This window comes from Streptomyces sp. TBY4, from assembly GCF_024213195.1.
GTDB lineage: Bacteria > Actinomycetota > Actinomycetes > Streptomycetales > Streptomycetaceae > Streptomyces.
The window spans coordinates 1-24,732 of the sequence record NZ_JANAVF010000009.1 but is presented as its reverse complement, the minus strand read 5'-3'; the positions used below and the strand labels follow the sequence as shown (position 1 = coordinate 24,732).

Genomic DNA, 24,732 nt, shown 5'->3' with positions numbered 1-24,732 from the left:
GATGTGGCGGAGCAGCTCCGGAATGATGTTTCTTCGCTCGCATCTTCGGGACGGGGGTCGTGTGCCCGCATCAGTGCAGCCGTACTTTTTTCTCAGTTATGCGCATACACCGAGGTTCGGGGCGGGAGGACCGGACCCGGACATGTGGGTGGAGCGGCTTTTCCGCGATCTCTGCAGCCATGTCATGGCGCTGACGAATCTGCCCGCGGGAGCCGAGGCCGGCTTCATGGACCGGGAGATACGCAGCGGTGAGGGCTGGTCGGAACGGCTCGGGGCGGCGCTCGCCACCTGCCGGGTCTTCGTCCCCCTGTTCTCGCCGCGCTACTTCGCCAGTGAGATGTGCGGGAAGGAGTGGTTCGCCTTCGCGCAGCGCACCATCCACCACGTGGCGCTCAGCAACCAGCCGGCCGAGGCCATCGTGCCCGCGTTATGGGTTCCGGTGCCGCCCTCACAACTACCGCTTCCCGCCGAGCGGTTGCAGTTCAACCACAACACCTTCGGCGAGCGGTACGTCACCGACGGGCTCTACGGGCTGATCAAACTGCGGGGCTACGCCGAGCAGTACGAGAGCGCCGTGTACGAACTGGCCAAACGGATCGTCCGGGTTGCCGAGACCGTCCGGCTCGATCCGATCCGGCCGCTCGACTACCGCCTCGTGCCCAGTGCCTTCGGCTCCCCGGCCAGCACCCCCGGCACCACCGCCCGCACCCTGCACGTCACCGTGGCCGCCTCCTCCCGGCACGATCTGCCCGAGGGCCGCAGCCCGGAGTACTACGGGGACAGCGCGCTGGACTGGAACCCGTACCACCCGGTCTCCCAGCGGCCCATCGCCTACGTGGCCGAGGACCTGGTCCGCAACCTCAACTACCAGACGACGGTGGGCTCCTTCGACGACGAGGCCGGGCACTTCGACTCCAAACAGCCGCCGACCCGGCCCGAGATCCTCATCGTGGACCGGTGGGCGGTGGAGGACGAACAGCGAAGGCAGCGGCTCGCCGCCTTCGACCAGGAGTCCCGGCCGTGGATCAACGTGGTCGTGCCGTGGAACCGGTACGACCACCAGAGCCGCGCGAAGGAGAGCGAGCTGGCCCACCGCCTCGAGGACACCATGCCCGTCAAGATGAGCCAGGGCCGGGCCGCCTGCCGGGCCGCCGCCAACGGCGTGGCCAACATGGAGACGCTGGGGCAGATCCTGCCGCAGGTGGTGGAGGCGGCCGCCCAGCAGTTCCTGAGACACGCCCAGGTCTATCCGCCGGCCGGCAGCCCCGCGGCCGGCACCGAACGGCCCCGGCTGCTGGGCCCGATGGGGATGAACGGGCCGCCGGCCCCACCACCCGCCCCCTTCCCGCCCACCGCGGGGAGCACGGGCCGCGGGTACCGCGGGGCCGATGACGAGACCAACGACAACGACAACGACCGGGGGGACGCGGATGACATCGAGTCGTGACAGCCAGAGCCGTGACGAGCACCGCGAGGGACGCATCGTCACCTTCTACTCGTACAAGGGCGGCACGGGCCGCACGATGGCGCTGGCCAACACCGCCTGGATCCTCGCCGCCAACGGCAAGCGGGTCCTCGCCGTGGACTGGGACCTGGAGGCTCCCGGCCTGCACCGCTTCTTCCACCCCTTCCTGGACCCCTCCACCCTCGGCGCCACCACCGGTGTCATCGACCTGATCAGCGAGTACGCGTGGGCGGCCACCAGTCCGGTGCAGCGCGCCGACGACTGGCACAAGGACTACGCGCGGATCCAGCCGCACGCCGTCTCGCTCACCCCCGAGACCCTCGGCTGGGAGTTCCCCGACGGAGGCACCCTCGACTTCGTCTCGGCGGGCCGGCAGAACCGCGAGTACTCGGCGACCGTCTCCACCTTCGACTGGGACAACTTCTACGACCGCCTCGGCGGCGGCCTCTTCTTCGACGCCTTACGCGCGGACATGAAGCGGAACTACGACTACGTCCTGATCGACAGCCGCACCGGCCTCTCCGACATAGCCGACATCTGCACGGTCCACCTGCCCGACGTCCTGGTCGACTGCTTCACCCTGTCCGACCAGTCCATCGACGGCGCCGCCTCCGTGGCCCGGCAGATCGACGAGCGGTTCAACGACCGCGGCATCAAGATCTACCCCGTCCCGATGCGCATCGACGAGGGCGAGAAGGAGAAGGCCGACGCCGGCCGCGCCCTGGCCCGGATCAAGTTCGACCGCTTCCCCAACGGCCTGATCGGGGACGACCTCACCTCCTACTGGGGCGCGGTGGAGATCCCGTACCGCCCCTACTACGCCTACGAGGAGACCCTGGCCACCTTCGGGGACGAGGCCGGGCTCACCAACTCCCTGCTCTCCGCCTTCGAACGGCTCACCACCGTCGTCACCGAGGGCGACGTCACCTCGATGCCGGCCATCGGAGAGGAGGTGCGCCTGCGCATCCGCGACGCCTTCACCCGGCGCCGCCCCGCCCTGCCCGCCGACCTCTTCCTCTCCTACGTCGCCGAGAACCGGATGTGGGCCGACTGGATCGAATCGGTGCTCACCCGGGCCGGCTTCCGGGTCGTCCCCCGGGACGTCTCCGCCGAGCGGGCCCCGGCCGGCTCCTCCGGCGACACCCTGGGCGGTACGGGGATCAGCGTCGACACCGCCGCGCGGACCGTGGTGCTGCTCTCCAGCGCCTACCTCAAGTCCGCCCGCGCCGTGGACGTGTGGGAGCGGGCCGCCGCCGAGGACCCGACCGGGGGGCGGCGCCAGCTGGTGCCGCTGAGGGTGGGCGACGTCCGCCTGTCCACCCCGTACATCGACCGCAACCCGGTGGACCTGTTCCGCCTGGACGAGGTGCACGCCACGACCGCGCTGCTGCGTGCGGTGGAGCGGCCGATGGCGCTGCCCGACACCGTCGCCAGCACCTCGACGCCCGGCCCGCGCTTCCCGGGGACGGTCCCGAAGATCTGGAACGCGCCGCCCCGCAACCCCGGTTTCACCGGCCGCTCCATCGTCCTGGAGCGGATGCGCGACCAGCTCGGCGGCGGCATATCCGTGGTGCTGCCGCAGCCGCAGACCCTGTTCGGGCTCGGCGGCGTGGGCAAGACCCAGGTGGCACTGGAGTACGTCCACCGCTTCATGGCCGACTACGACCTGGTCTGGTGGATCTCCGCCGAGCAGACCGACGACGTGGTCGCCGCCCTCGCGGAGCTGGCCGTACGCCTCGGCGCGCAGACCGGCGAGGACATGTCGGCCGCCTCCCAGGAGGCGATCGACCTGCTGCGGCGCGGGGTTCCCTCCTCGCGCTGGCTGCTGGTCTTCGACAACGCCGACGATCCCGAGACGCTCAAGCGGTACTTCCCGCCGGGCGGCCCGGGGCACGTGCTGGTCACCTCCCGCAACCAGTCCTGGTCCCAGTACGGCGACGCCCTCCCGGTGGACGTGTTCCTGCGCGAGGAGTCCATCGAGCACCTCCAGCGCCGGGCTCCCGGGCTCAGCAAGGAGGACGCCGAGCAGGTGGCCATCGCCGTCGGCGACCTGCCGCTGGCCGTCGAGCAGGCGGGCGCCTGGATCGCGGAGACCGCGACCCCGGTGTCCGCGTACATCGAGCAGCTGGCCCAGCAGGCCGCCCGGGTGCTGGCGCTGAACCAGCCGCCCGGCTACCCGGAGCCGGTGGCCGCCACCTGGAACGTCTCCATAGAGCGGCTCCAGTCCCGCTCCCCCGCGGCCGTGCGGCTGCTCCAGCTGTGCGCCTTCTTCGCACCCGAGCCGATCTCGGCGAACCTGCTCTACAGCAAGGAGATGATCGACGCCCTCAAGCCGTACGACTCCTCCCTCCAGGAGAAGCTGGTGCTGGGCCGCGTCATCCGGGAGATCGGCCGCTTCGCGCTCGCCAAGGTCGACCAGGTCAGCAACAGCATCCAGGTGCACCGCCTGGTGCAGGCCGTGATCCGGGCGCAGCTCTCCGAGGAGGAGCAGCTCGAGGCCCGGCACGCGGTGCACCGGATCCTGGCGGGTGCCCGGCCGGACGACGACGAGCCGATAGACAACCCGGAGACCTGGCCGCGGTTCAACACGATCTGGCCGCACCTGACCCCGTCGGAGGCCCGGTTCTGCAAGGAGCCGGAGACCCGCCGGCTGCTGATCGACCGCGTCCGCTACCTCTGGAAGCGCGGTGACTTCAAGGCCGCGTACGCGCTGGGCGAGGAGCTCCGCGAGACCTGGCGCGAGACCCTGGGCGGCGACGACCTCCAGTACCTGTACCTGCGCTTCCACCTCTCGAACATCCTGCGCTCGCAGGGCCGGTTCGTGGAGGCGATGGAGCTGGACGAGGGCACGCTGGAGCGCCAGCAGGCGGCGCTGGGCCCCTCGCACCCGCACACGTACATGACCACCAGCGGGCTGGCGATGGACCTGGGCGCGCTCGGCCGCTACGGCGAGGCGATGGAGCTGGCCAACGCGGCGCACGAGGGCTTCGGGCAGATCTTCCACGAGGCCCATCCGCGGACCCTGGCCGCCGCGAACAACCTGGCGCTGAACCTGCGCATGATCGGGCAGTACGCGCGGGCCAGGGAGATCGACCAGGAGGTCTTCGACCGGCGCACCGAGGTCCTGGGCACGGAGCACCCGTACACCCTGTCCTCGGCGCAGAACCTGGCGCGCGACCTGCGCGAGGTGGGCCGGTACGACGACTCGGTGCAGCTGCTGAGCCGGACGTACGAGACCTACAAGCGGACCCTGGGCCGGGCCTTCCCCGGCACCCTGTCGGCGGCCAAGAACCTCGCGGTGTCGCTGCGCAGGGCGGGTGACGTGGAGGACGCGCTGAGGCTGACGACGGCGACCCGCAACCGGTACCGGGCCAAGTACACCTCGGTCAACCCGGACCTCCTCGCCTGCGAACTGAACCTGGCCTCGGACCTGTTCGCGACCGGGGACCCGGGCGGGGCGCGGGACCTGGCCCAGGAGGTGGTGGACGAGTACATGAAGGTGCCGGGCGAGCGGCACCCGTACACCCTGGCGGCGGTCAACAACCTCGCGGTGTTCCACTGGGGCACGGGAGCGGCGGACACCGCCGAGCCGATGCTGCGCCAGACCATCCGCCAGATGCGCGAGGTGCTGGGCGACAACCACCCGCACACCATCTTCGCCAACCTCAACCTGGCCAACGCCCGGGCCGACCTGGGCGATCCGGAGGGCGCCCTCGAACTGGAGCGGCTCTCGGTGATGCGGCTGCGCGAGGCGCTGGGCGTGCACCATCCGGAGACCCTGGCGAGCTCCTCCAACATGGCCATCAGCCTGGACATGGTGGGCCGCAAGGAGGAGGCGAACCGGGTGCGGGCCGAGGCGGTGGCCGAGCTGACCCGGCTGCTCGGCGAGGACCACGGGCTGAGCCGGTACGCCCGCGACGAGCGCCGGGTCCACCGGGACCTGGAGCCGCTGGCGGTGTGATCCGCGGGGGCGGCTCCCGCCGGGCGCCGCCCCCGCACCTCCCCTCCCGATAGACGCAGAACCAGCAGACTGGGGGGTTCGCTGTGAGTGACAGCATGACCTTTCGCAACGAGGACCTGCCGGCCCTCTTCCACCACACCGACCAGGCGGCGATCTCCCGGCAGCGGGAGTCCACCCAGGCCACGCGCGCCCAGCTGACGCTGCTCGTCGTGGCCGCCGCGATCGCCGCGCTGCCCGCGGGGCCGAAGCTCGGCTCCGCGTACCTGTCCGGGCTCCTCAGCGTGCTCGCGTACGCCGGGGTGCTGGGCGTGGGCGTACGGGCCACCCGGCGCCGGGCCCGCCCGCAGTGGCAGCTCAACCGCAGCGCCGCGGAGTTCATCAAATCGCTGGCCTGGCGGTACGCCGTCCACGGCGCCCCCTTCGGCAGCGATGTCCCGCGCGTCGAGGAGACGTACCGCACGCGGCTGGAGGCGGGGCTGAACGAGCTGCGGAAGATGGGCTGGGAGGATCCGCGGACCGCCGGGCTGGTGCCGGAGAAGGGGGAGATCACCGGTGCGATGTTCCGGCTGCGGGGGCTGGACTACCAGGTCCGCAGGGAGACGTACGTCCGCGACCGGCTGATCGAGCAGCGCAACTGGTACCAGCGCAAGACGGAGGTGTCCCGGCGGGCGACGGCCCTGTGGTCGTGGTCGATCGTGCTGCTGACCCTGCTGGCGCTGCTGTTCGCCCTCTTCGGGGCGTTCGGCTCGGGTCCGGGCCCGGCCCTGACCGGGCTGCTGAGCGCGGCGGCGACGGCCGGCATCGCCTGGAACGAGGTGCGGCGCCACCACCCGCTGATCGAGGCGCACACCCTGATCGAGCAGGACCTGTCCGCGATGATGGTCGTGATGCAGACGACGATCACCGAGTCGCAGTGGCCGACCGCGGTCTACGAGACCGAGCGGTACGTGTCCCCGCAGCACACGGACTGGCTGGCCCGGCACAGCAGTTGACGGCCCGCGGGGGCGCGGCCCGGCCAGGCCGTCTCTTTCGGATCTTGCCGGTCAGGCCCGCGTCGTCCGGTGCCGTGCCTCGCCGTGCTGCCGGGGCTCCCGTGTACTGGACGTACTCGGGTGCCCCGGCAGTGCGGCGAGGTGCGGTGCCGGGCGGCGCGGGCCAGGCAAGATCCGGAAGAGACGGCCTAGTCCCGGGCCACGCCCTCCCGCCAGATCACGGTGACGGGCTTCCCGAGCGCGCGGGTGTAGGCGACGATCTCCGCGGTGCCGCCGTGCCCGCGGGCGGGCAGGCCGTCCCAGACGGCGACGAGGCGGTCGCAGGAATCCGCGATGTAAGTGCCGGCCGCGTAGTAGGCCTCGTCGGTGGAGCGGGGGAAGTCCATCCTGACCTCCTGGGAGGCCCGGCGCTTGAGCCCCAGGTACCGGTCCAGCGCGCCCGTCTGCGTGAAGCCCTCCTCGTAGTCCCCGCTGGGGATGACCACGGTGAGGTCGGCGCCGCATTCCAGCGCGATGGCGGCGAACAGCTGGTCGGCTCCCTCGGCGAGGCTGGAGAGGGCCTCCAGCGGCCCGTCGTGGCCGCCCAGTACGGCCCGCAGGCCCTCCTCCACATGTCCGAGCAGCTCGTCCGGAATCGACCGGTGCCCGGTCACGCCGATTCGCTTCATGCAGAAACCCGCTCCCCCCGTGGACACGAACGCCCTGGACATCCTCCCAGAAGGCGGGAGGACGTCCAGGGGTGCGGCGGGGGCGCACGGGACCGTGGCAGACCCGTGGCCGGGGTACGGGGCTAGTAGACGCTCACGCCGTACGCGTTGAGCGCCTCGACGACGGGCTGGAAGAACGTGGTGCCGCCCGAGGAGCAGTTGCCGCTGCCGCCGGAGGTGAGGCCGACCGCACGGGTGCCCGAGTAGAGCGGGCCGCCGCTGTCACCGGGCTCGGCGCAGACGTTGGTCCGGATCATTCCGTAGACGATGTCGCCGCCGCCGTAGTTCACGGTGGCGTTGAGCCCGGTCACCGAGCCGCTGTGGGTGCCGGTGGTGGAGCCGCGCCGGGTGACGGACATGCCGTTGGTGGCGTTGACCGCGCTGGTGATGTCCTGGCTTCCGACGGTCCCGGGGTGGGCCACGGAGGCGTTGTCGTAGCGGACGAGCCCGTAGTCGTTGTTCGGGAAGCTGGAGCCCACGGTGGGGCCGATGGCGGTGGTGCGGGCGGAGTTGGTGTACCAGGTGGTCGCGCCGTCGGTGCAGTGTCCGGCGGTCAGGATGTAGTACGTGCTTCCACTGCGCACGTTGAAGCCGGCCGAACAGCGCCAGCCGGAGGCGTAGATGGCGTCGCCTCCGGAGATCAGCTTCCGCAGCTTGCCGGGGGTGCGCTCGATGCGCAGGGCGGCCGCGTTCGCTCCGGCCTCGCTGCGGATCCTGGCGATGTCGGCCGCTGAGACGGTGGAGTCGGCGGTGACCACGAGGGTGCCGCTGGCGGGGTCGGTGTGCCAGGCGGTGCCGGCCACGTCCGCGCGCAGGACCGAGGCGCCGGCGGAGGCGAGCCGGTCGGCGCTGAACCCGCCGTCGGCGTGCGCGGCCGTGGGGGCCGCGAGGGCGGCCACCGCGGCCATGCCGGTGGCCACGGCGAAGAGCCTGGAACGGATGATGCTCTTGATCGTCACTTGTCGTCCTCCCGAGTGGGGATCGGAGGCCCGGCGGGGGTGGGGTGCTGCCGGGCCCGTGGAGGGCTGCCGGGGGCGCGGCGGACGGGGTACCGCTCGACGTGCCCCTGACAAGTCCTGAGAGACGCTGACGGGAGTCTCCTGGCGTCGGATACCGCTAGCAAGGGCGCCTTTCGGCCTCGGCCCGCCCTCCACGATCCCGACGGGCAGGGCGCGCCGGGATCCCGGGCCCCGGAACGGCCGGAACTCGACCTTCCGCGTCGTCCGTGCCGTCCGTGCCGTCCGTGTCGCCGGTGTCGGCTGCGTCAGCGCTCATGCCGCTCAACCCTTCCACGCCGGCCCCGCGGGAAACCGCACGGTACGCCGTACGGGCTGAACGAATCCGGGAACGGGGGTCGGAAACGGGTCCGGAAACGCGGATGCCCCGGGCACCCTCCCCGCGAACGGGAGGGGTGCCCGGGGCTGCGCCAGAGGCGCGCGTCCGGTCTACCTGAAGCCCGAAGGCCCCGGGTTTAGTAGACGTTGACGTTGTAGCGGGTCAGCGCTTCCTTGACGGGCTGGAAGTACGTGGTACCGCCGGTGGTGCAGTTGCCGTTGCCGCCGGAGGTGAGGCCGACCGCGCGGGTGCCCGAGTAGAGCGGGCCGCCGCTGTCGCCGGGCTCGGCGCACACGTTGGTCCGGATCATGCCGTAGACGATCTCACCGTTGCCGTAGTTCACGGTGTAGTTCAGGCCGGTCACCTTGCCACCGTGGGTACCGGTGGTGTTGCCCTTGCGCTTGACGGACATGCCGACCGTGGCGTTGACCGCGGTCTTGATGTCCTGGCCGCCGACGGAACCGGGGTGCGAGAGGTTCTTGTTGTCGTAGCGGATGATCCCGAAGTCGTTCGTCGGGAAGCTGCTGCCACGCGTCGGGCCGATCTTGGTGCTGCGGCTCGAGTTCGACCACCAGGTGCTCGCACCGTCGGTGCAGTGACCGGCGGTCAGGGCGTAGTACGCGGTGCCCCGGCGCACGTTGAAGCCGAGGGAGCAGCGCCACTGCGAGGCCCAGATGCCGGCGCCACCGCTGAGCAGCTTCGAGAGCTTGCCGTGGGTCCGCTCGACGCGCACCGCCGAGGCGTTCGCCCCGGCCTCCTTCTTGATCTTCTCTATGTTCGCGTCCGAGACGGTGGAGTCCGCGGTGACCACGATGGCCCCCGTCGCGGGGTCGAGACCCCACGAGGTGCCGGCGACGTCGGCCCGCAGGAGCGAGGCCTCCACCGCGGCGAAACGCTCGGCGTTGACGCTGCCGCCGTTCGGGGCCTCGGACGCCGACGCGGGAACCGCGATGGTGGCCACGGCGGTCAGTCCGGTGGCTACGGCGAACAGCCGGGAACGGAAGTTGCGCTTGATCGTCACTTATTGTCCTCCCGAAGGGAATCGAAGCCCGGGGGCAGGTGCAAGGCCCGGGCTCGTGCGAGCAGCAGGAACCACAGCCGGTAGATCACCGTTCGCCGTGCCCCTGACAAACCCCGTAAATGCTATCGAAGAATTTCTGGCATCAGACACGCCCGGCAAGAGCTGATTCCGGCCACTGTCCGCTCGCGCCCGACCTCACCGGCCGACACACTCCCTTGTCGCAGACCAGGCCATGCGACCACCCCGTGCACACCCGATCCCGGAACGGCCGAAAATCGCCCTGCCGGATCAGTGCCGCGCAGGACCCGGCCAAGCCCGCACCCATCCGGAACCAAGCCGTCACCAAGCCGCCGTCAAGTGGTCGCCGATCCGGAACCGAAGCGGAGCCGGAACGTCCTCAGCAGCCGTCGCAGGGACAGCAGCAGCAGTCACCGCAGCCACAGTTGCTGCAGCAGTCGCAGCCGTCACAGCAGTCGCCCGCGTCGCACCACGGGTCCTTCCTCTCCCGGGACCACGGCCCCTCGTGCTCCGTGCAGCACATCTGGCAGGTGCAGAACAGCCCGATGGCCACCGCGCAGCCCGGCAGCAGGTCCCGGCGCGGCCTGCGCGGGGGCGCCGGAGGCGGGCCGAAGTCCACCGGCGGCGGGCCGAAGGAGCCCCCGGGAGCCGGGTCCGTCACCGTGTGGGCGCAGCCGGAGGTGCCGAAGGCGCGGTCCACCGAGGTGCGCAGCTCGTGCACGAGCAGCCGGTGGGCGAGCCCCGCGTCGGCGAAATCCACCTCCCGCAGGGCCAGCCGGATGCCCCGCAGCGCGTCGTCGCAGAGCCTGCGCGCCTCGGTACGGGGGGTCCCGGTGGCGGTCAGCGGGTTCCAGGCACCCGCCGCCGCGTCCGCCGCCTGGTCCTCGACGGCGTCCAGCAGGTGCGCGAGCCGCCCGAAGTAGCGTCCCGCCTCGGCGAGCGCGGGGGCGTTGCCTGGCCGCCCGGCGAGGGTCGCGGTATGGGCGAAGGCGGCGGCCGTGGCGGTCTCGGTCGGCTCGGTCACCACGAGCACGGGCGTGCCGGCTCCGGCCAGGGTCTCGATGCCCGCCTGCCGGTCCACGGCGTCGACGAGCACGGCCGTGTCGAAGCCGAGCGAGGCCCCGGTCCGGGCACCCGCCCGGTCCCAGCCGCGGGCCACCCGGCGCGCCGCGAGGGCGATCGGGGCGCGGGCCAACAGGCCGTCCCGGTCGGCGACGTGGTCGCGCACCTTCGCGGAGGCCAGGACGAGCGAAACGGCGGCGGCGAGCCGCGCCCCCTCGCCGTTGGCCACGGCCGCGGTGCGCATCCCGCGCAGTGGACAGGGGCCGGCGGTGCGCCGGGAGCCGGGGGCGGGTCCCGACTGAGCCTCCGTCAGAACGGAGACGAGCAGCCCGTCGTAGTTGGTCACGATCCTGGCGAACTGGCCGTGATCCCCCCTAAGTGCCAGGCACAGCCCGCAGAGATGGGCCATCCACTCCGCCTTGAACCGCTCCCCGAGCCGGTGAGTGCAGGGTCTGACGATGCCGAACAAAAGGATTCCCCCGAGTGTCATACGCGTGCGCGACGGGCATCGTAGCGAGACCGCGCGTCACCCGTACGTCCCCGTCGATCACCCGTACGGCCGCACTGGTCGTATTTTCACTCAGTCAGCAGCGGTACCCGCCGGGATCCTTGACCGTGCAACGGATGTTCTGCACCAGTACCGTCACGAAACCCCTGCGCGGCGACTATCCACTTGGCGCGTTGTCAGCATCATGGACGACGATAGGGACGCGGAAGACAAGACAGAACTGACCGCGATGAAAGGAGGCGTCCATGGGTTCGGTGCGCAAGGCGAGTGCCTGGCTGGGTCTCGTAGAGGACAGCGACGACGAGCGTTACTACGACGACGACTACGCGGAGGCCCCGCAGGGGGGTTCGGTGGTCGGCCCCGGGGAGCAGTGGGTCACGGACCCCCGTGTCAAGGTGGCGTCCGAGTCCGCCGTAGAGCAGGGCCGCCGCATCGCGACGGTCACCCCGGACGGCTTCCGCGACGCCCGCGGCATCGGCGAGCTGTTCCGTGACGGTGTCCCGGTCATCGTGAACCTGTCCTCGATGGACCCGGGCGACGCGAAGCGCGTGGTCGACTTCGCGGCCGGTCTGACCTTCGGTCTGCGCGGTTCCATCGAGCGGGTGGCGACCAGGGTCTTCCTGCTGACCCCGGCCGACACCCAGATCGTGAGCGGCGAGCCCGGCGGCCGCTCGCGCGACTTCTTCAACCAGAGCTGAGCAAGGCCTCACCGGCCGCCCCCGGTTCCTTCCGGCCCTCCCGGCATCCAGCGGGCCCCACCCGGCCTAGCGGAAGGCGTCGAGCCCGGTGAGCGCCTTGCCCAGCACGAGCTGGTGCATCTCGACGGTGCCCTCGTAGGTGAGGACCGATTCGAGGTTGGTGGCGTGCCGCATGACGGGGTATTCGAGGGAGATCCCGTTGGCGCCGAGGATCGTCCGCGCGGTCCGACAGATCTCGATGGCCTCGCGGACGTTGTTGAGCTTGCCGAAGCTGATCTGCTCCGGGCGCAGGGTCCCCGCGTCCATCCGGCGCCCCAGGTGGTGGGCGAGCAGGATCCCCTTGTGGAGCTCCAGCGCCATGTCCGCGAGCTTGGCCTGGGTGAGCTGGAAGCCGCCGATGGGCCTGCCGAACTGCTCGCGCGTCTTCGCGTAGCCGAGCGCCGACTCGAAACTGGCGCGCGCCGCGCCCATCGAACCCCAGACGATCCCGTACCGCGCGTGGCTGAGACAGCCGAGCGGCCCCTTGAGTCCGGTGACGCCCGGGAGCACCGCGTCGGCGGGCAGCCGTACGTCGTCCATGACCAGCTCGCTGGTCACCGAGGCGCGCAGGGACCACTTGTGCTTGATCTCCGGGGCGGAGAAGCCGGCGCTGTCCGTGGGGACGGCGAAGCCGCGGATCCCCTCCTCGGTCTGCGCCCAGACGACGGCCACGGCGGCCACCGAGCCGTTGGTGATCCACATCTTGCGGCCGTTCAGCACCCAGTCGGAGCCGTCCCGCTTGGCGTGGGTGCGCATCGCGGCGGGGTCGGAGCCGACGTCCGGCTCGGTCAGGCCGAAGCAGCCGATGAGTTCGCCGGCGGCCATGCCGGGCAGCCACCGCTGCTTCTGCTCCTCGGAGCCGTACTTCCAGATCGCGTACATCGCGAGCGAGCCCTGGACGGAGACCAGCGAGCGGATCCCGGAATCGGCGGCCTCCAGTTCCAGGCAGGCGAGCCCGTACTGGACGGCGCTCGCGCCCGCGCATCCGTACCCCTGGAGGGACATCCCGAGGGCGCCGAGGGAGCCGAGCTCCTTGGCGATCTCGCGGATCCCGGGCAGCTCGCCGTTCTCGTACCACTCGGCGATGTGCGGCAGGACCCGGTCGGCGGCCCAGCCGCGGACGGTGTCCCGGATCGCGAGGTCCTCGGGCGTGAGGAGTTCGTCGAGCCCGAGCGGGTCGGTGGGAACGAAGGACACTGCGCCTCCTGGCAGGCCGGGATCACAAAACCTAGCGCCGCAAGTTTGTCGGTCCGCCGGTCCGCGGTCCACCCGCTGCCGGTGTGACCCGGGTCCTGTCCGCCGGTCCCGTCCCCCGCTCCCGCGGTCCCGCCCCTGGGGGAGACTGCGGGCATGCTCGATACTTCCGCGCGACTGCTGCGCCTGTTGTCCCTGTTGCAGGCCCACCGGGAATGGACCGGGGCCGACCTGGCCGACCGGCTCGGTGTGACGGCGCGGACCGTGCGCCGGGACGTGGACCGGCTGCGGGATCTCGGCTACCCCGTGAACGCCAGTCCGGGCACCGGCGGCGGGTACCAGCTGGGGGCCGGGGCCGAGCTGCCGCCGCTGCTGCTCGACGACGACGAGGCCGTCGCGGTGGCCGTGGGGCTGCGGACCGCCGCCGGGAACGGCGTGGAGGGCATCGGCGAGGCCTCCGTACGGGCGCTCGCGAAGCTGGAGCAGGTGCTGCCGGCCCGGCTGCGGTCCCGGGTGTCCGCGCTGAACCGGTTCACCGTGCCCATGTTCCGCGGGGCGGGCGCCTCCACCGTCGACTCCTCGGTGCTGACCGAGCTCGCCGGAGTCTGCCGGGACTCCGAGCGGCTGCGCTTCGGCTACCGGGACCACGGGGGCGCGGTCACCCGCCGGACCGTCGAACCGCACCGGCTGGTGTGCAGCGAGCGCCGCTGGTACCTCGTCGCCTGGGATCTGGAACGGGAGGGCTGGCGGACCTTCCGGGTGGACCGGATCGAGCCCAGGCCCCCGCACGGACCGCGCTTCACCCCGCGCCCGCCGCCCGCCGAGGACCTCGCCGCGTACGTCTCGCAGGGCATCTCCCAGCGGGTGTACGCGGCCCGCGCGGTCGTCCGGCTGCGGGTGCCCCAGGAGGAGGCGGCGCGGATCCTCGGGCCGGCCGACGGGACCCTGGAGCCCCTCGACGAGGAGAGCTGCATCCTGCGCACGGGGGCGGTCAACCTCGACGTCATGGTCATTCACATCATGCTGATCGGGTGTGAGTTCGAAGTCGTCGAACCGGTCGAGCTGAAGGACCGGATCAGGGCCGCGCGAGATCGGCTCGGCAGGTCTCTGGAACCGCGCGAAGTGACCGGAGAAGTGAAGGACTTGTAAGGAAGCGGAGGGGATCGGAGTACATCCCGGCCACAATTCCGGGGAGTTCCGGAGGAATTCGAAACAGAATTCATCCCGGGCGTGTCGCGGGACGGGAAATAAAAGGTCCAGACGAACTCCGCCGTGGGAGACTGTCGACAATCCGTGACCCAAGCGTGACCCGGTTTGGAGGAACGTCCCGGCGCGCCGCTGACGTTCCGGGCCTTTCGCTGCCGGCGCGGCCCCGAAGGGCCCGCGCCGGCCCGGACGCGCCGCGGCGGGCCCCGGTCCTCGACCGGGGCCCGCCGTGTGCGTGCGAGCGGAGGGGGTGCGTACCGTCCGGCTCAGCCGCCGGTGGCCGGGCGGGGCGCCGTGCCGCGCGCCGGGGCGCGCTCCGCATGGGCCGGGCGGCGGCTGCCGGCCGGGGTGAGCGGGGTCCGCTCGGAGCGGATCAGGTGCGGGCGGCCGGCGAGGTGGACGGCGGGCCGGACGGCCGGCTGGTGCCCCGCGGTCTGCACCGAAGCGGAAGCGGAGGCCGGGGCCTGGGCGGAAGCCGACGCCGGAACCGGAACCGGAACCGGCACAGCGACCGGCACCGGACCGGGAGCCTGCGCGGGCGCTCCGGCCTGCACCGGCTGCCCTGCGGACGGCTCCTCCGCGGTCCGCTCGAGCCGCCACTTGCCACCGGCCGACAGCACCGGGACGAGCAGCCCGGTGAGCGCCTCGGGCACCTGCCCGGCCTCCACGAGGCTGCGCAGCCGCGCGCGCAGGTCGAAGACGTAGGCCTCGGCCCGGGCGATGAGCGGCTCGAACCACGGCAGCGCCAGCAGCACGAGCAGGCCGGCGAGCCAGCCGAGCAGGACGTCGCTGACCCAGTGGGTGCCCAGGTAGACGGTGGTGGCGCCGACGCTCAGGGAGACCACGGCGGAGACCAGGGAGAGCACCCGGCGGGTGACCGTGGTCGAGGCCAGGTAGGCCAGGATTCCCCAGGTCACCACGGCGTTGGCGGTGTGGCCGGAAGGAAATATATCGCCGCCCGCGAAGAGCTCGGCGGAGCCGATCTGCGTGGCGTAGTGCGGACCGAGCCGGCCCAGGCCGAGCTTGACGGCGCCCACGGTGATGTTGAGCAGCAGCAGCGCCACGCCGAGGGTGATCAGCGGACGGAGGGTGTGCTGCCGCCAGGACCGCCAGCCGAGCCACGCGGCGACCATGACCGCGGTGGGGCCGCGCTGGCCCAGGACGACGAGGTAGTCGAGGAAGGCGTGGAGCTGCGGCCACTGCTCGTAGGGCCGGAAGAACATGATCTGCCAGTCGAGGCGGACGAGCCAGGAAGTGGCCAGGACCGCGACGACGATGGCGAGGTAGAAGCCGAGGGTCGCGCCGAGGAGCACGACGCGGTGCCGGCTCATCCGCGGCGTTTGCAGATGAGCCGGTCGCTCTGGTTCCCGGTCCAGCCGGGCGAACACCCGCTCCAGTCTGGGCAGGATTTGGTCGGTACGCACTCAATCGACGTTACCGCGCGCCGATGGGCGGCCCGGGCGAATCGCGGGCTTTGTGATGACCATGTGATGTGGAGTTGGTCTCATGCGGGACTTAATTCCCGGTATTCGTCCTTTGGTTGGAGCGGGGAAGGTCCCTTCGTCCCGCCATTCCCCGCACACTTACACCGCGTTTATCGTCCCCGGTCAATTGTTTTGCCGGAAGATCGGCGCGGAACGTCCCATTCCGTGATCTTGGGCCGCCTTCCGCCGCGCGGGCCCGTCCCGCCGCGGCCTACGGAGGCCCCGAGCCGTTCAGCCAGAAGGCCCCGTACGCGGCCGAGCCGGCCGCCGCCGCGGCCAGGACCGCGGCCGCCCGGCCGGTGCGCCACCGGGCCAGCGCCACCGCCGGCGGGAACACCAGCGGGAAGGCGGGCAGCAGCAGCCGGGGCTTGGAGCCGAAGTACCCGGAGGCGCACAGGGCCAGCGCCACCACGATCCCGGCGTACACCAGCAGGGGCACCGGCTGGCGCCGGCGCACACAGAGCACGTACAGCCACAGCACCAGCGCGACCCCGGCGATCAGCCCGATCCCGGCGGGGAAGGCGGGCGAGGCCAGCCGCGCCCCGATGAACCGGGCGAAGGCCCAGCCGCCGTCGAAGCCGTTGCCCCAGCCGCCCTGCACGTCGAGGTAGCCGGTGAGGCCGCCGCCGGTGCGCGCACCCACCCACAGCACGTACGCCGCCGCGCCGAGCGGGGCCAGCAGCGCCCCCGCCACCGGCCGCCAGGAGCGCTCCCCGCCGCGCAGGGCCAGGGCGGCCGCCACCCACACCGCCGCGACCACGGCGGCGCCGACCGGGCGGGTCAGCCCCGCCCCGGCCGCGAGCAGGCCGGCGGTGAGCCAGTGCCCGCGCAGGACCCCGTAGAGGCTCCAGGCGGCCAGCGCGGTGAACAGGGACTCGCTGTACGCCATCGACTGCACGATCCCGACGGGCAGCGCGGCCCAGACCGCGACGGCGAACACCCCGGCCCGGCGGCCGTGGACGGACTCGGCGACCGCGAAGATCCCCCAGGCCGCGGCGAGCCCGGCGAGCGCCGACACCACCAGGCCCGCGGAGCCGTACCCGAGCCCGGTGACGGCCGAGACCAGCCGCTCCAGCCAGGGCAGCAGCGGGAAGAAGGCCAGGTTGGAGTGGACGTCGCCGTTCGGGAGCGCCACCTCGTACCCGTACCCCTCGGCGGCGATGCGGGCGTACCAGAGCGAGTCCCAGCGGGCCGAGAGCAGGGTGTGGGGACTGCTTCCGGCCACCGCCCCCCACACCGCGAGCACGGTCAGGCCGAGCAGCCGCACCGCCACGAACACGGCCAGAGCGGGCGCGGCCCGGCGAAATCCAAGATCCTTCACGGGCATGATTATCGAGGTCCGGGGCGGTCGGGCCCGGACAGGGAGGTCCGAGGTGGGACGAGTGGCGCACACCACAGCGCAGCCGCGGCGGGATGAGAGCTTGACCACGTGTCGGACAGCCGAACTCGCGTACGCTGACTCTTCACTCGCGTGTCGACGCCGGACCCCGTAGGACGCCACCTCCCCACCCGTGGCCCCGAGAACACGCTGGTCCGCCGAGTGCGAGGGATCACCTGGGAGGTACATGCATGTCGGGGACGAACGTGACCGGCGACAGGACCCCTTCCCCCTGGCAGCGACTGCGGCGACTCGGCGCGGCCTCCGGCGGGGCCAACCGCTGGGCCGTCCTGGCGGTCCTCTGCGTGAGCCTGGTGCTCGTCGCGCTCGACGCGACGATCCTGCACGTCGCCGTCCCCTCCGTCACCGAGGACCTGCGCCCGGGTCCGATGGAACTCCTCTGGATCGTCGACGCCTACCCGCTGGTCTGCGCCGCCCTCCTCATCCTCTTCGGCACCCTCGGTGACCGCGTGGGCCGCCGCCGCATCCTGCTGCTCGGCTACGGGCTCTTCGGCGCGGCCTCGGCCGTGGCCGCCCTGGCCGACAACGCCCAGGTCCTGATCGCCGCCCGCGCCCTGCTGGGCGTCGGCGGCGCGATGATCATGCCGGCCACCCTGTCGATCCTGCGCCAGGTCTTCCCCGACCGGCGCGAGCGGGCCCTCGCCATCGGCATCTGGACCGCGGTGGCCGCCATCGGCGCGGCGAGCGGACCAGTCCTGGGCGGCTTCCTGGTCCAGCACTTCTGGTGGGGCTCGGTCTTCCTCATCAACATCCCGCTCATGATCATGATCCTGCCGCTGGGCCGCTGGCTGCTGCCCGAGTCCAGGGGCACGTCCGACGGACCCTGGGACGTGCTCGGCGCCCTCATGGCGGCCGGCGGCGTGCTCGGCGCGGTGCTCGGGATCAAGCGGCTGGGGGCCGAGCGTCAGTTCGCCGACCCGCAGGCACTGGTCCCGCTGCTGGTCGGAGCGGTGCTCCTGGTGCTGTTCGTCCGCCGCCAGAAGCGACGGCCCCACCCCCTGATCGACATGCGGATGTTCTCCCGGCCCGCCTTCACCACCTCCGTGGGCTGCATCGTGCTGGCCATGCTGGCGCTGGTCGGCCTGGAGCTGATCGCCGTCCAGTACCTCCAGCTCGTCCTGCACCTGAGCCCGCTGGAGACCGGGCTGCGCCTGCTGCCGCTCACCTTCGCCGCGATGGCGGCGGGCGCGACCGGCTCGTACACCCTGGCCCGGACCGGCCCGCGCCGGATGGTCTCCCTGGGCTTCGTCCTGACGGCCTTCGCGGTCCTGCTCCTGACCCTCATGGGCCAGCAGGACCGCCCGGTCCTCCTCACGGTCGGCTTCATCCTCCTCGGCTTCGGCCTGCAGACCACCCTGTTCGCGGCCTACGAGTCCATGCTGAGCGAGGCCCCGGCCGCGACGGCCGGCGGCGCCGCCTCGATCGGGGAGACCTCCTACCAGCTCGGCGCGGGCATGGGCATCGCCCTGCTGGGCAGCGTGATGAACGCGGCCTACGCACCCGGCCTGGCGGCCGTCCCCGGAGTCTCGGCGGCCGACTCGGCCGGCGCCTCGCACTCCCTGGGCGAGGCCTACCAGATCGCGACGCGACTCGGCGGACCGGCGGGCGAGTCCCTCTTCTCGGCCGCCCGCCACTCCTTCGTCCACGGGCTGCACGTGACGCTGGTCGTCAGCGCGGCCCTGCTCCTGGCGGGCGCGGCGATGGCCCTGAAACTCCCCCGCACGATGGAATGCGCGGACCCCGAGGCACACCCGGTTCGCCTCCCCGCCCAGCCGGGCCACGAGCCCTCGTCCCCGACCGCGCCCACGGGCGCCCGCATCCCGGCCCAGCCCTCCCCCGACCACGACCCGGTGCTCGGCCACCCAGCCTGACCCTCCGCACGGAGCCCCCTACCAAACGCCGGACGGGCTGGATTTTCCGGCTGCGCCGGAAAATTTCAGCCTCGCCGGCGTTTGAGGCGCGGGGTCCGGGGCGGAGCCCCAGGGGGGTCCGGGCGCAGCCCGGGGAACGGGCGAAGGGCGGGTAGGGGACCCCGCCCCGCAGGGCCGACCCACCCGCACCCACCCACCACCTACGCCCCCGAAGGCAGCACACCTGGCGCAGGCGGGGCCGCAACCGCAGCGGGCACCGGCGCCGGTGACACCTGCGGAGCAGGAGCCGAATCCGACCGCACAGCCGGCAGCGCCAACAGCATCCCGATCCGCAACACCCCCGGCCGATCCCCGATCACCCCCCGGTTCGCCGCGTAGAGCGCCTGCCACCCACCCGGCACCCCACGCTTCCGCGCGATCGCGACCAGCGTGTCCCCGCCCCGCACCACGTGCATCCGCCCCGCCAGCCCGTACCGCTTCGCGCACACGGGCCACGCCTCCCAGCCCTGGCTGCCCAGCAGTTCCTCCCCCACCCGGATCTGCTGCTCCCGGGTGGCGAGGTCCGCCCTCGGCGCGAAGGCCAGCCCCCCGTGCTCCTCCCAGGTCGGCTGCCAGAACTGCAGTCCGCCGTAGAAGCCGTTGCCCGTGTTCACCGCCCAGCGGCCCCCGCTCTCGCAGTCGGCCACGCAGTCCCAGGGCCACTGGCCGCCGGGCCCGCAGTCCACCGCCCGGCCGGGCGCCCCGGGCCTGGGCGGGGGCGGTGCCGCGACCGCCGCCGAAGCGGACCCGACGAGCAGCAGCGCCACCAGGGCCGCCGCCCCGATCCCGCCCGGAACCCCGAAGTTGCGCATCGCGTCACGCTACGCAGCCCCGTACCACCCCCCGCGCCCGCCACACCGCGCCCCGCGCGCCCCCACCCGCTCGGCCCACACCCCAAACGACCAGCACCGGCCAGCAACTGCGCACAACCAAAAAAGAGTTGGCACGAAAACAACGGCCCGGTCAGACCGTTCACTCCTTCGGGGGTCCGGTTCGATTCCGTTCCCTCAAACGGCGTGACCCCGGCCGCCACTCCCCCGTTGATCCCGGCGAGCCGGAACCCCCCGGCCCCGCACGCCTAGTCCGAGGAGCCACCCCGTGCCGCGCATGCTCGAAGTCAGTGATGAGGTACGTGCCGAGATCGGCGACGAGGAGGCCGAGCGGCTGCTCGCAGGTGACGGATCCCCGGGCAGTTACGACTGCACCTCCTGCCGCACCCCCGGCGACTCCGAGCGCGAGCAGACCAGCACCGTGCTGTTCGTCGGCGACGAGACGGCCGTCCTGGCCTTCGCGCACGCCGGCTGCATCCCCTCCCAGGTCGTCTCCGTGCCCGAGGCGGACCTCCAGGGCGCCGTCCGCTCCATCACGGGCGACAGCCCCGCCCCGGCGGCCTCCCCCGCCGGCGAGGTACCGCAGTCCGTGCCGGGCGGCCAGGCCGTCCTCGGCATCACCAGCGGCCTGATCCTGATCAACGGCGAGCTGCACCCTGCCCTCGTGGTGGAGCCGACCGCGCCCATCGCGCGCCCGGGCACCACCGGTCCCGGCGACGACTTCCTCCCGCTCCTCATCGAGCAGGGCTTCATCCCCATGACCGAGACCGAAGAGGTCCCGCAGGCCCTGAGCGGCTGGTCGATCCTGCTCGCCGCCGGCCAGCTGCACTCGGTGCTCCAGCCCGGTCAGATCGCCTGGTGGCAGGCGCACCGGCCGCTGTCGGTGACCGACGGCTGGCGGGCCGCCGTCAACAAGACGCAGCGCGTCCTGGTGTACGCCGCCCCCGTCGGCACCATCGGCCAGCAGCCCCGCGAGGACCTGCTGCGCGACGCCCTGGACAAGGCCGCCCGCAACGGCAAACTGGTCGCCGCCTCGATGCCGCTGGCGGGTACCCCGGGCGCCTGAGGCACCGGCCCGCCGGGGCCTTCCCCGGCTCCCGCCCCCGCTCTGTCTTCCGTCCCCGAATCGGCCGTCCGACCCCCGCCCAGGGGGCCGGGCGGCGTGCGCCGGGGGTGCGCGGTCCGTCCCGCGCACCCCCGGCGATCTGCGTTTTCCGCCCCGCGACCCCGCATCCGTGGGCCGCCGGTTTCGTTGGCTGATACGTGCATTCCTACGATGTCTCCCGCGCCCCGTCCTATCCGAGCAGCGTCCCCCCGATGCGCCCCGCACGGGAGCTGGGGAGCTCTCCGACCGCCTCGCACACCCCCATCTACGACACGCTGTACTCGGAGTACCTGCGCGCCTTCCGGGCCCTGCCCGGCGACCGGACGGGCGAGGAGGACCTCGGCTTCACGGCGTTCTCGTACGGGGGCTCGTACAGCGGCGCGTACGGAGGCGGCGCGTACGGCGGGGGCGCGGGCACGTACGGCAGCACCTCCGCCGCGGGCTCCCCGAGCTCCTACGGGAGCGGCTGGAACGGTTCCTCATGGCAGTCGGCGGGACAGCACGCCGGGCAGCAGGCGGACGCCTGGCAGCCCTCCCCCGCCCCGCAGCCGCAGTACTCGTACGCAGGGGCCGGATACGCCGGCGGGCGGCAGCACCAGACCGGGATGCAGCACATCCCGGCGGCCCTGCCGCCCGCTCCGCGCCGGGGCTACTAGCCCGGCGGCTTCCCGCTGCTTCTTCTTCCCGCTACTTCTTCTTGTGCTGCGCACCGCGCTTCTCGCGGACGCGGACCGAGATGTGGATCGGGGTCCCCTCGAAGCCGAACTCCTCGCGCAGGCGGCGCTCGATGAAGCGGCGGTAGCCGTGCTCCAGGAAGCCCGAGGCGAAGAGGACGAACCGCGGCGGCTTGCTGCCCGCCTGCGTACCGAACAGGATGCGCGGCTGCTTGCCGCCACGGATCGGGTGCGGGTGGGCGGCGACGACCTCGCCGAGGAAGGCGTTCAGACGGCCGGTCGGGACGCGCGTCTCCCAGCCCGCGAGCGCGGTCTCGATCGCCGGGACCAGCTTCTCCATGTGGCGGCCGGTGAGCGCCGAGACGTTCACCCGGGGCGCCCAGGCGACCTGCTGCATCTCGGTCTCGATCTCGCGCTCGAGGTAGTAGCGGCGCTCCTCGTCGAGCTGGTCCCACTTGTTGTACGCGATCACGATCGCGCGGCCCGCCTCGACGGCCATGGTGATGATGCGCTGGTCCTGGACGGAGATGTTCTCCATCGTGTCGATCAGGATGACCGCGACCTCGGCCTTTTCCACGGCGGCGGCCGTGCGCAGGGAGGCGTAGTAGTCCGCGCCCTGCTGGAGGTGGACCTTCTTGCGGATGCCCGCGGTGTCGATGAACTTCCAGGTCACCCCGCCGAGCTGGATCAGCTCGTCGACCGGGTCGCGGGTGGTGCCGGCCAGCTCGTTGACGACGACGCGGTCCTCCTTGGCGACCTTGTTCAGGAGGGAGGACTTGCCGACGTTCGGGCGGCCGATGAGCGCGATCCGGCGCGGACCGCCGACGGCGGTGCCGAAGCGCTGCTCGGGGGCCTCGGGCAGGGCCTCCAGGACGGCGTCGAGCATGTCACCGGTGCCACGGCCGTGCAGGGAGGAGACCGGGTGCGGGTAGCCGAGGCCCAGGGACCACAGGGAGGCCGCGTCGGACTCGCCGCTCTGGCCGTCGACCTTGTTGGCGCACAGGACGACGGGCTTGCCGGCCTTGCGCAGCAGGCGGACGACGGCCTCGTCGGTGTCGGTGGCGCCGACCTTGGCGTCCACCACGAAGACGACCGCGTCGCAGGCCTCGATGGCGTACTCGGCCTGGGCGGCGACGGAGGCGTCGATGCCGAGGACGTCCTGCTCCCAGCCGCCGGTGTCGACGACCTTGAACCGGCGGCCGGCCCACTCGGCCTCGTAGGTGACGCGGTCGCGGGTGACGCCGGGCTTGTCCTCGACGACCGCCTCGCGGCGGCCGATGATCCGGTTCACCAGGGTCGACTTGCCGACGTTCGGGCGGCCGACGACGGCGAGGACGGGCAGCGGGCCGTGACCGGCTTCCTCTAGCGCGCCTTCGACGTCCTCGATGTCGAAGCCCTCTTCCGCGGCGAGCTCCATGAACTCCGCGTACTCGGCATCGCCAAGTGCTCCGTGGTCGTGCTGGTCGTTCATGAAGTCCGTTCCTCGTCGTTCGTGGTGATCGGTGGGGCCCGCGCAGCGCGGTCCCACTACTAGGTCAAGTCTCGCTCAGCGCCCGGTCAGGCGCTTGGCGTCGGCCAGGTGGGCGGTCAGCCGGTCCTGGATGCGTACGGTGGCCTGGTCCAGCGCGGTACGGGTACGGCGGCCACTGCCGTCCCCGGCGTCGAAGGCATCGCCGAAGACGATGTCGACCCTGCTCTTCAGCGGCGGCAGCGCCTTGACGAGGCGGCTGCGCCGCTCGGTGCTCGCGAAGACGGCGACCGGCACGATGGGCGCGCCGGCCCGGACCGCGAAGTACGCGAGGCCCGCGCGCAGCGAGGCGAAATCGCCCTCGCCCCGGGTGCCCTCGGGGAAGATTCCCAGGGCCCCGCCGTTCTCCAGTACGCCCAGCGCACGGCTGACGGCGGTCCGGTCGGTGCCGGAGCGGTCCACCTTGACCTGGCCGATCCCTTCGAGGAAGGGGCCGAGCGGACCGACGTACGCCTCCTTCTTGATCAGGAAGTGCAGCGGCCGGGGTGCGGTGCCCATGAGCATGGGTCCGTCGATGATGTGCGAGTGGTTCACGGCCAGGATCACGGGGCCGGTGGCGGGGACCTTCCAGGCCCCCAGCACGCGCGGCTTCCAGAGGCCGTACATGAGCCCGATGCCGATCCGCCGGCCGACCGCCGCACCCTTGAGGGAGGGCGTATCGCTCACGAGCGCCCCGCCCGCTTCTCCTCCACGAGGGTCACGACGCACTCGATCACCCGGTCGAGCGTGAGCTCGGTGGTGTCCACCTCGACCGCGTCGCCCGCCTTGGCCAGCGGGGAGGTCTTGCGGCCGGAGTCGGCGGCGTCGCGCTGGAGCAGCGCCTCCTTGGTGGCCGCGAGGTCCGTGGCCTCCTTGCCGCGCAGCTCGCCGCTGCGGCGGGCCGCGCGGGCCTCGGCGGAGGCGGTGAGGAAGATCTTCAGGTCGGCATCGGGCAGCACGGTGGTGCCGATGTCCCGGCCCTCGACGACGATGCCGTCTGCCTCGTCGGCCGCCTCGGCGGCGATGGAGCGCTGGAGCTCGGTGATCAGGGTGCGCACCTCGGGGACGGCGCTGACGGCGCTGACCTTGGAGGTGACCTCCTGGGTCCGGATCGGGCCGGAGGCGTCCAGGCCGTCGACGGTGATGGTGGGGGCGGCGGGATCGGTGCCGGACACGATGACGGGCTTGCCCGCGGCGAGGGCGATGGCCTGCGGGTCCGCGGTGTCGATGCCGTTGGTGATCATCCACCAGGTGATGGCCCGGTACTGGGCACCGGTGTCCAGGTAGCGCAGCCCGAGCTTGGCGGCCACGGCCTTGGAAGTGCTGGACTTGCCCGTGCCGGAGGGACCGTCGATGGCGACGATCACGGCGGTCGGAGCTGCGGTTTCCACGGTGCGGGCACCTTCCTGGTTGCGCGTACGTGTCCGGGCGCGCCAATAGCGCCCCTCCTCCAGGTTACCGGGCTTTTCGCCACCGCCCGCCGGGGCGTCGGAGGGCGGCGGCGGGCGGCGCGGGCCGGGCAAGATCCGGAAGAGACGGCCTAGATGAGTCATTCCGAATGATCAGTGGTCGTAGGCGACCAGTGATCGTGTGACGGGCTGGCGGGTCTTGTGGTTG

19 protein-coding genes are annotated in these 24,732 nt (G+C 72.2%); 8 read left to right on the top strand and 11 right to left on the bottom strand.

All coding sequences use genetic code 11. The features are described from left to right. Positions 1 to 25 precede the first annotated feature (25 nt). From NLX94_RS21795 to NLX94_RS21785, 3 genes are all read left to right on the top strand, one after another. A complete protein-coding gene (locus NLX94_RS21795; RefSeq protein ID WP_254384930.1) occupies positions 26 to 1,447 on the top strand; it encodes a TIR-like protein FxsC in 1,422 nt (473 codons plus the stop codon). Beyond that, complete coding sequence (gene fxsT / locus NLX94_RS21790; protein ID WP_254384683.1) at positions 1,431 to 5,426, top strand: FxSxx-COOH system tetratricopeptide repeat protein; 3,996 nt, start codon at positions 1,431 to 1,433, stop codon at positions 5,424 to 5,426. Before NLX94_RS21795 ends, fxsT begins: the two co-directional genes overlap by 17 nt. A gap of 95 nt (positions 5,427 to 5,521) precedes the next feature. Then, positions 5,522 to 6,418, top strand: coding sequence for a DUF4231 domain-containing protein (locus NLX94_RS21785; RefSeq protein WP_254384682.1), 897 nt, complete (start codon positions 5,522 to 5,524; stop codon positions 6,416 to 6,418). A gap of 188 nt (positions 6,419 to 6,606) precedes the next feature. Here the strand turns inward: NLX94_RS21785 and NLX94_RS21780 are convergent, their stop codons facing one another. The 4 genes from NLX94_RS21780 to NLX94_RS21765 all read right to left on the bottom strand — a co-directional run bounded on the left by NLX94_RS21780 (position 6,607) and on the right by NLX94_RS21765 (position 11,030). Then, positions 6,607 to 7,086, bottom strand: coding sequence for a hypothetical protein (locus NLX94_RS21780; RefSeq protein ID WP_254384681.1), 480 nt, complete (start codon positions 7,084 to 7,086; stop codon positions 6,607 to 6,609). A gap of 122 nt (positions 7,087 to 7,208) precedes the next feature. After that, positions 7,209 to 8,033, bottom strand: coding sequence for a S1 family peptidase (locus NLX94_RS21775; RefSeq protein ID WP_254384929.1), 825 nt, complete (start codon positions 8,031 to 8,033; stop codon positions 7,209 to 7,211). A gap of 563 nt (positions 8,034 to 8,596) precedes the next feature. Then, positions 8,597 to 9,481: a S1 family peptidase gene (locus NLX94_RS21770; protein ID WP_254384680.1), complete on the bottom strand. Its 885-nt coding sequence runs from the start codon at positions 9,479 to 9,481 to the stop codon at positions 8,597 to 8,599. 397 nt (positions 9,482 to 9,878) lie between these two features. Beyond that, positions 9,879 to 11,030: a DUF5685 family protein gene (locus tag NLX94_RS21765; protein WP_254384679.1), complete on the bottom strand. Its 1,152-nt coding sequence runs from the start codon at positions 11,028 to 11,030 to the stop codon at positions 9,879 to 9,881. Positions 11,031 to 11,314: 284 nt separating this feature from the next. Between NLX94_RS21765 and NLX94_RS21760 the strand changes: the two genes are divergently transcribed. Further along, positions 11,315 to 11,767, top strand: a complete 453-nt coding sequence (locus NLX94_RS21760) for a cell division protein SepF (protein WP_254384678.1) — start codon at positions 11,315 to 11,317, stop codon at positions 11,765 to 11,767. Positions 11,768 to 11,833: 66 nt separating this feature from the next. Here NLX94_RS21760 and NLX94_RS21755 read toward each other — a convergent pair whose 3' ends face one another. Continuing rightward, on the bottom strand, positions 11,834 to 13,003 hold the full coding sequence (locus NLX94_RS21755) for an acyl-CoA dehydrogenase family protein (RefSeq protein ID WP_254384677.1): 1,170 nt from the start codon (positions 13,001 to 13,003) through the stop codon (positions 11,834 to 11,836). 153 nt (positions 13,004 to 13,156) lie between these two features. Between NLX94_RS21755 and NLX94_RS21750 the strand changes: the two genes are divergently transcribed. Next, positions 13,157 to 14,149 (top strand): YafY family protein, encoded by a 993-nt coding sequence (locus NLX94_RS21750; RefSeq protein WP_254384676.1) that lies wholly within the window; start codon positions 13,157 to 13,159, stop codon positions 14,147 to 14,149. Positions 14,150 to 14,472: 323 nt separating this feature from the next. Here the strand turns inward: NLX94_RS21750 and NLX94_RS21745 are convergent, their stop codons facing one another. After that, positions 14,473 to 15,630 (bottom strand): phosphatase PAP2 family protein, encoded by a 1,158-nt coding sequence (locus tag NLX94_RS21745; RefSeq protein ID WP_254384675.1) that lies wholly within the window; start codon positions 15,628 to 15,630, stop codon positions 14,473 to 14,475. 271 nt (positions 15,631 to 15,901) lie between these two features. After that, positions 15,902 to 17,017, bottom strand: coding sequence for a hypothetical protein (locus NLX94_RS21740; protein WP_254384674.1), 1,116 nt, complete (start codon positions 17,015 to 17,017; stop codon positions 15,902 to 15,904). A gap of 242 nt (positions 17,018 to 17,259) precedes the next feature. On the opposite strand from NLX94_RS21740, the gene NLX94_RS21735 reads away from it, so the two are divergent. After that, the gene (locus NLX94_RS21735) at positions 17,260 to 18,960 is read left to right on the top strand and encodes an MFS transporter (protein WP_254384673.1); all 1,701 of its coding nucleotides are present in this window, start codon (positions 17,260 to 17,262) and stop codon (positions 18,958 to 18,960) included. A gap of 200 nt (positions 18,961 to 19,160) precedes the next feature. On the opposite strand, the gene NLX94_RS21730 is transcribed toward NLX94_RS21735, so the two are convergent. Further along, entirely contained in the window at positions 19,161 to 19,811 is a 651-nt protein-coding gene (locus NLX94_RS21730) for a transglycosylase family protein (RefSeq protein ID WP_254384672.1), read from the bottom strand. Positions 19,812 to 20,097: 286 nt separating this feature from the next. Between NLX94_RS21730 and NLX94_RS21725 the strand changes: the two genes are divergently transcribed. Continuing rightward, positions 20,098 to 20,895 (top strand): hypothetical protein, encoded by a 798-nt coding sequence (locus tag NLX94_RS21725; RefSeq protein WP_254384671.1) that lies wholly within the window; start codon positions 20,098 to 20,100, stop codon positions 20,893 to 20,895. A gap of 197 nt (positions 20,896 to 21,092) precedes the next feature. Further along, positions 21,093 to 21,590: a hypothetical protein gene (locus NLX94_RS21720; RefSeq protein WP_374684005.1), complete on the top strand. Its 498-nt coding sequence runs from the start codon at positions 21,093 to 21,095 to the stop codon at positions 21,588 to 21,590. Positions 21,591 to 21,621: 31 nt separating this feature from the next. Here the strand turns inward: NLX94_RS21720 and der are convergent, their stop codons facing one another. The 3 genes from der to cmk all read right to left on the bottom strand — a co-directional run bounded on the left by der (position 21,622) and on the right by cmk (position 24,506). Continuing rightward, positions 21,622 to 23,079 (bottom strand): ribosome biogenesis GTPase Der, encoded by a 1,458-nt coding sequence (gene der, locus NLX94_RS21715; RefSeq protein ID WP_254384669.1) that lies wholly within the window; start codon positions 23,077 to 23,079, stop codon positions 21,622 to 21,624. A 75-nt stretch (positions 23,080 to 23,154) separates the two neighbouring features. Next, on the bottom strand, positions 23,155 to 23,742 hold the full coding sequence (locus NLX94_RS21710) for a 1-acyl-sn-glycerol-3-phosphate acyltransferase (RefSeq protein WP_254384928.1): 588 nt from the start codon (positions 23,740 to 23,742) through the stop codon (positions 23,155 to 23,157). Between the two features lie 56 nt (positions 23,743 to 23,798). Next, a complete protein-coding gene (cmk, locus tag NLX94_RS21705) occupies positions 23,799 to 24,506 on the bottom strand; it encodes a (d)CMP kinase (protein WP_254384668.1) in 708 nt (235 codons plus the stop codon). Positions 24,507 to 24,732 lie beyond the last annotated feature (226 nt).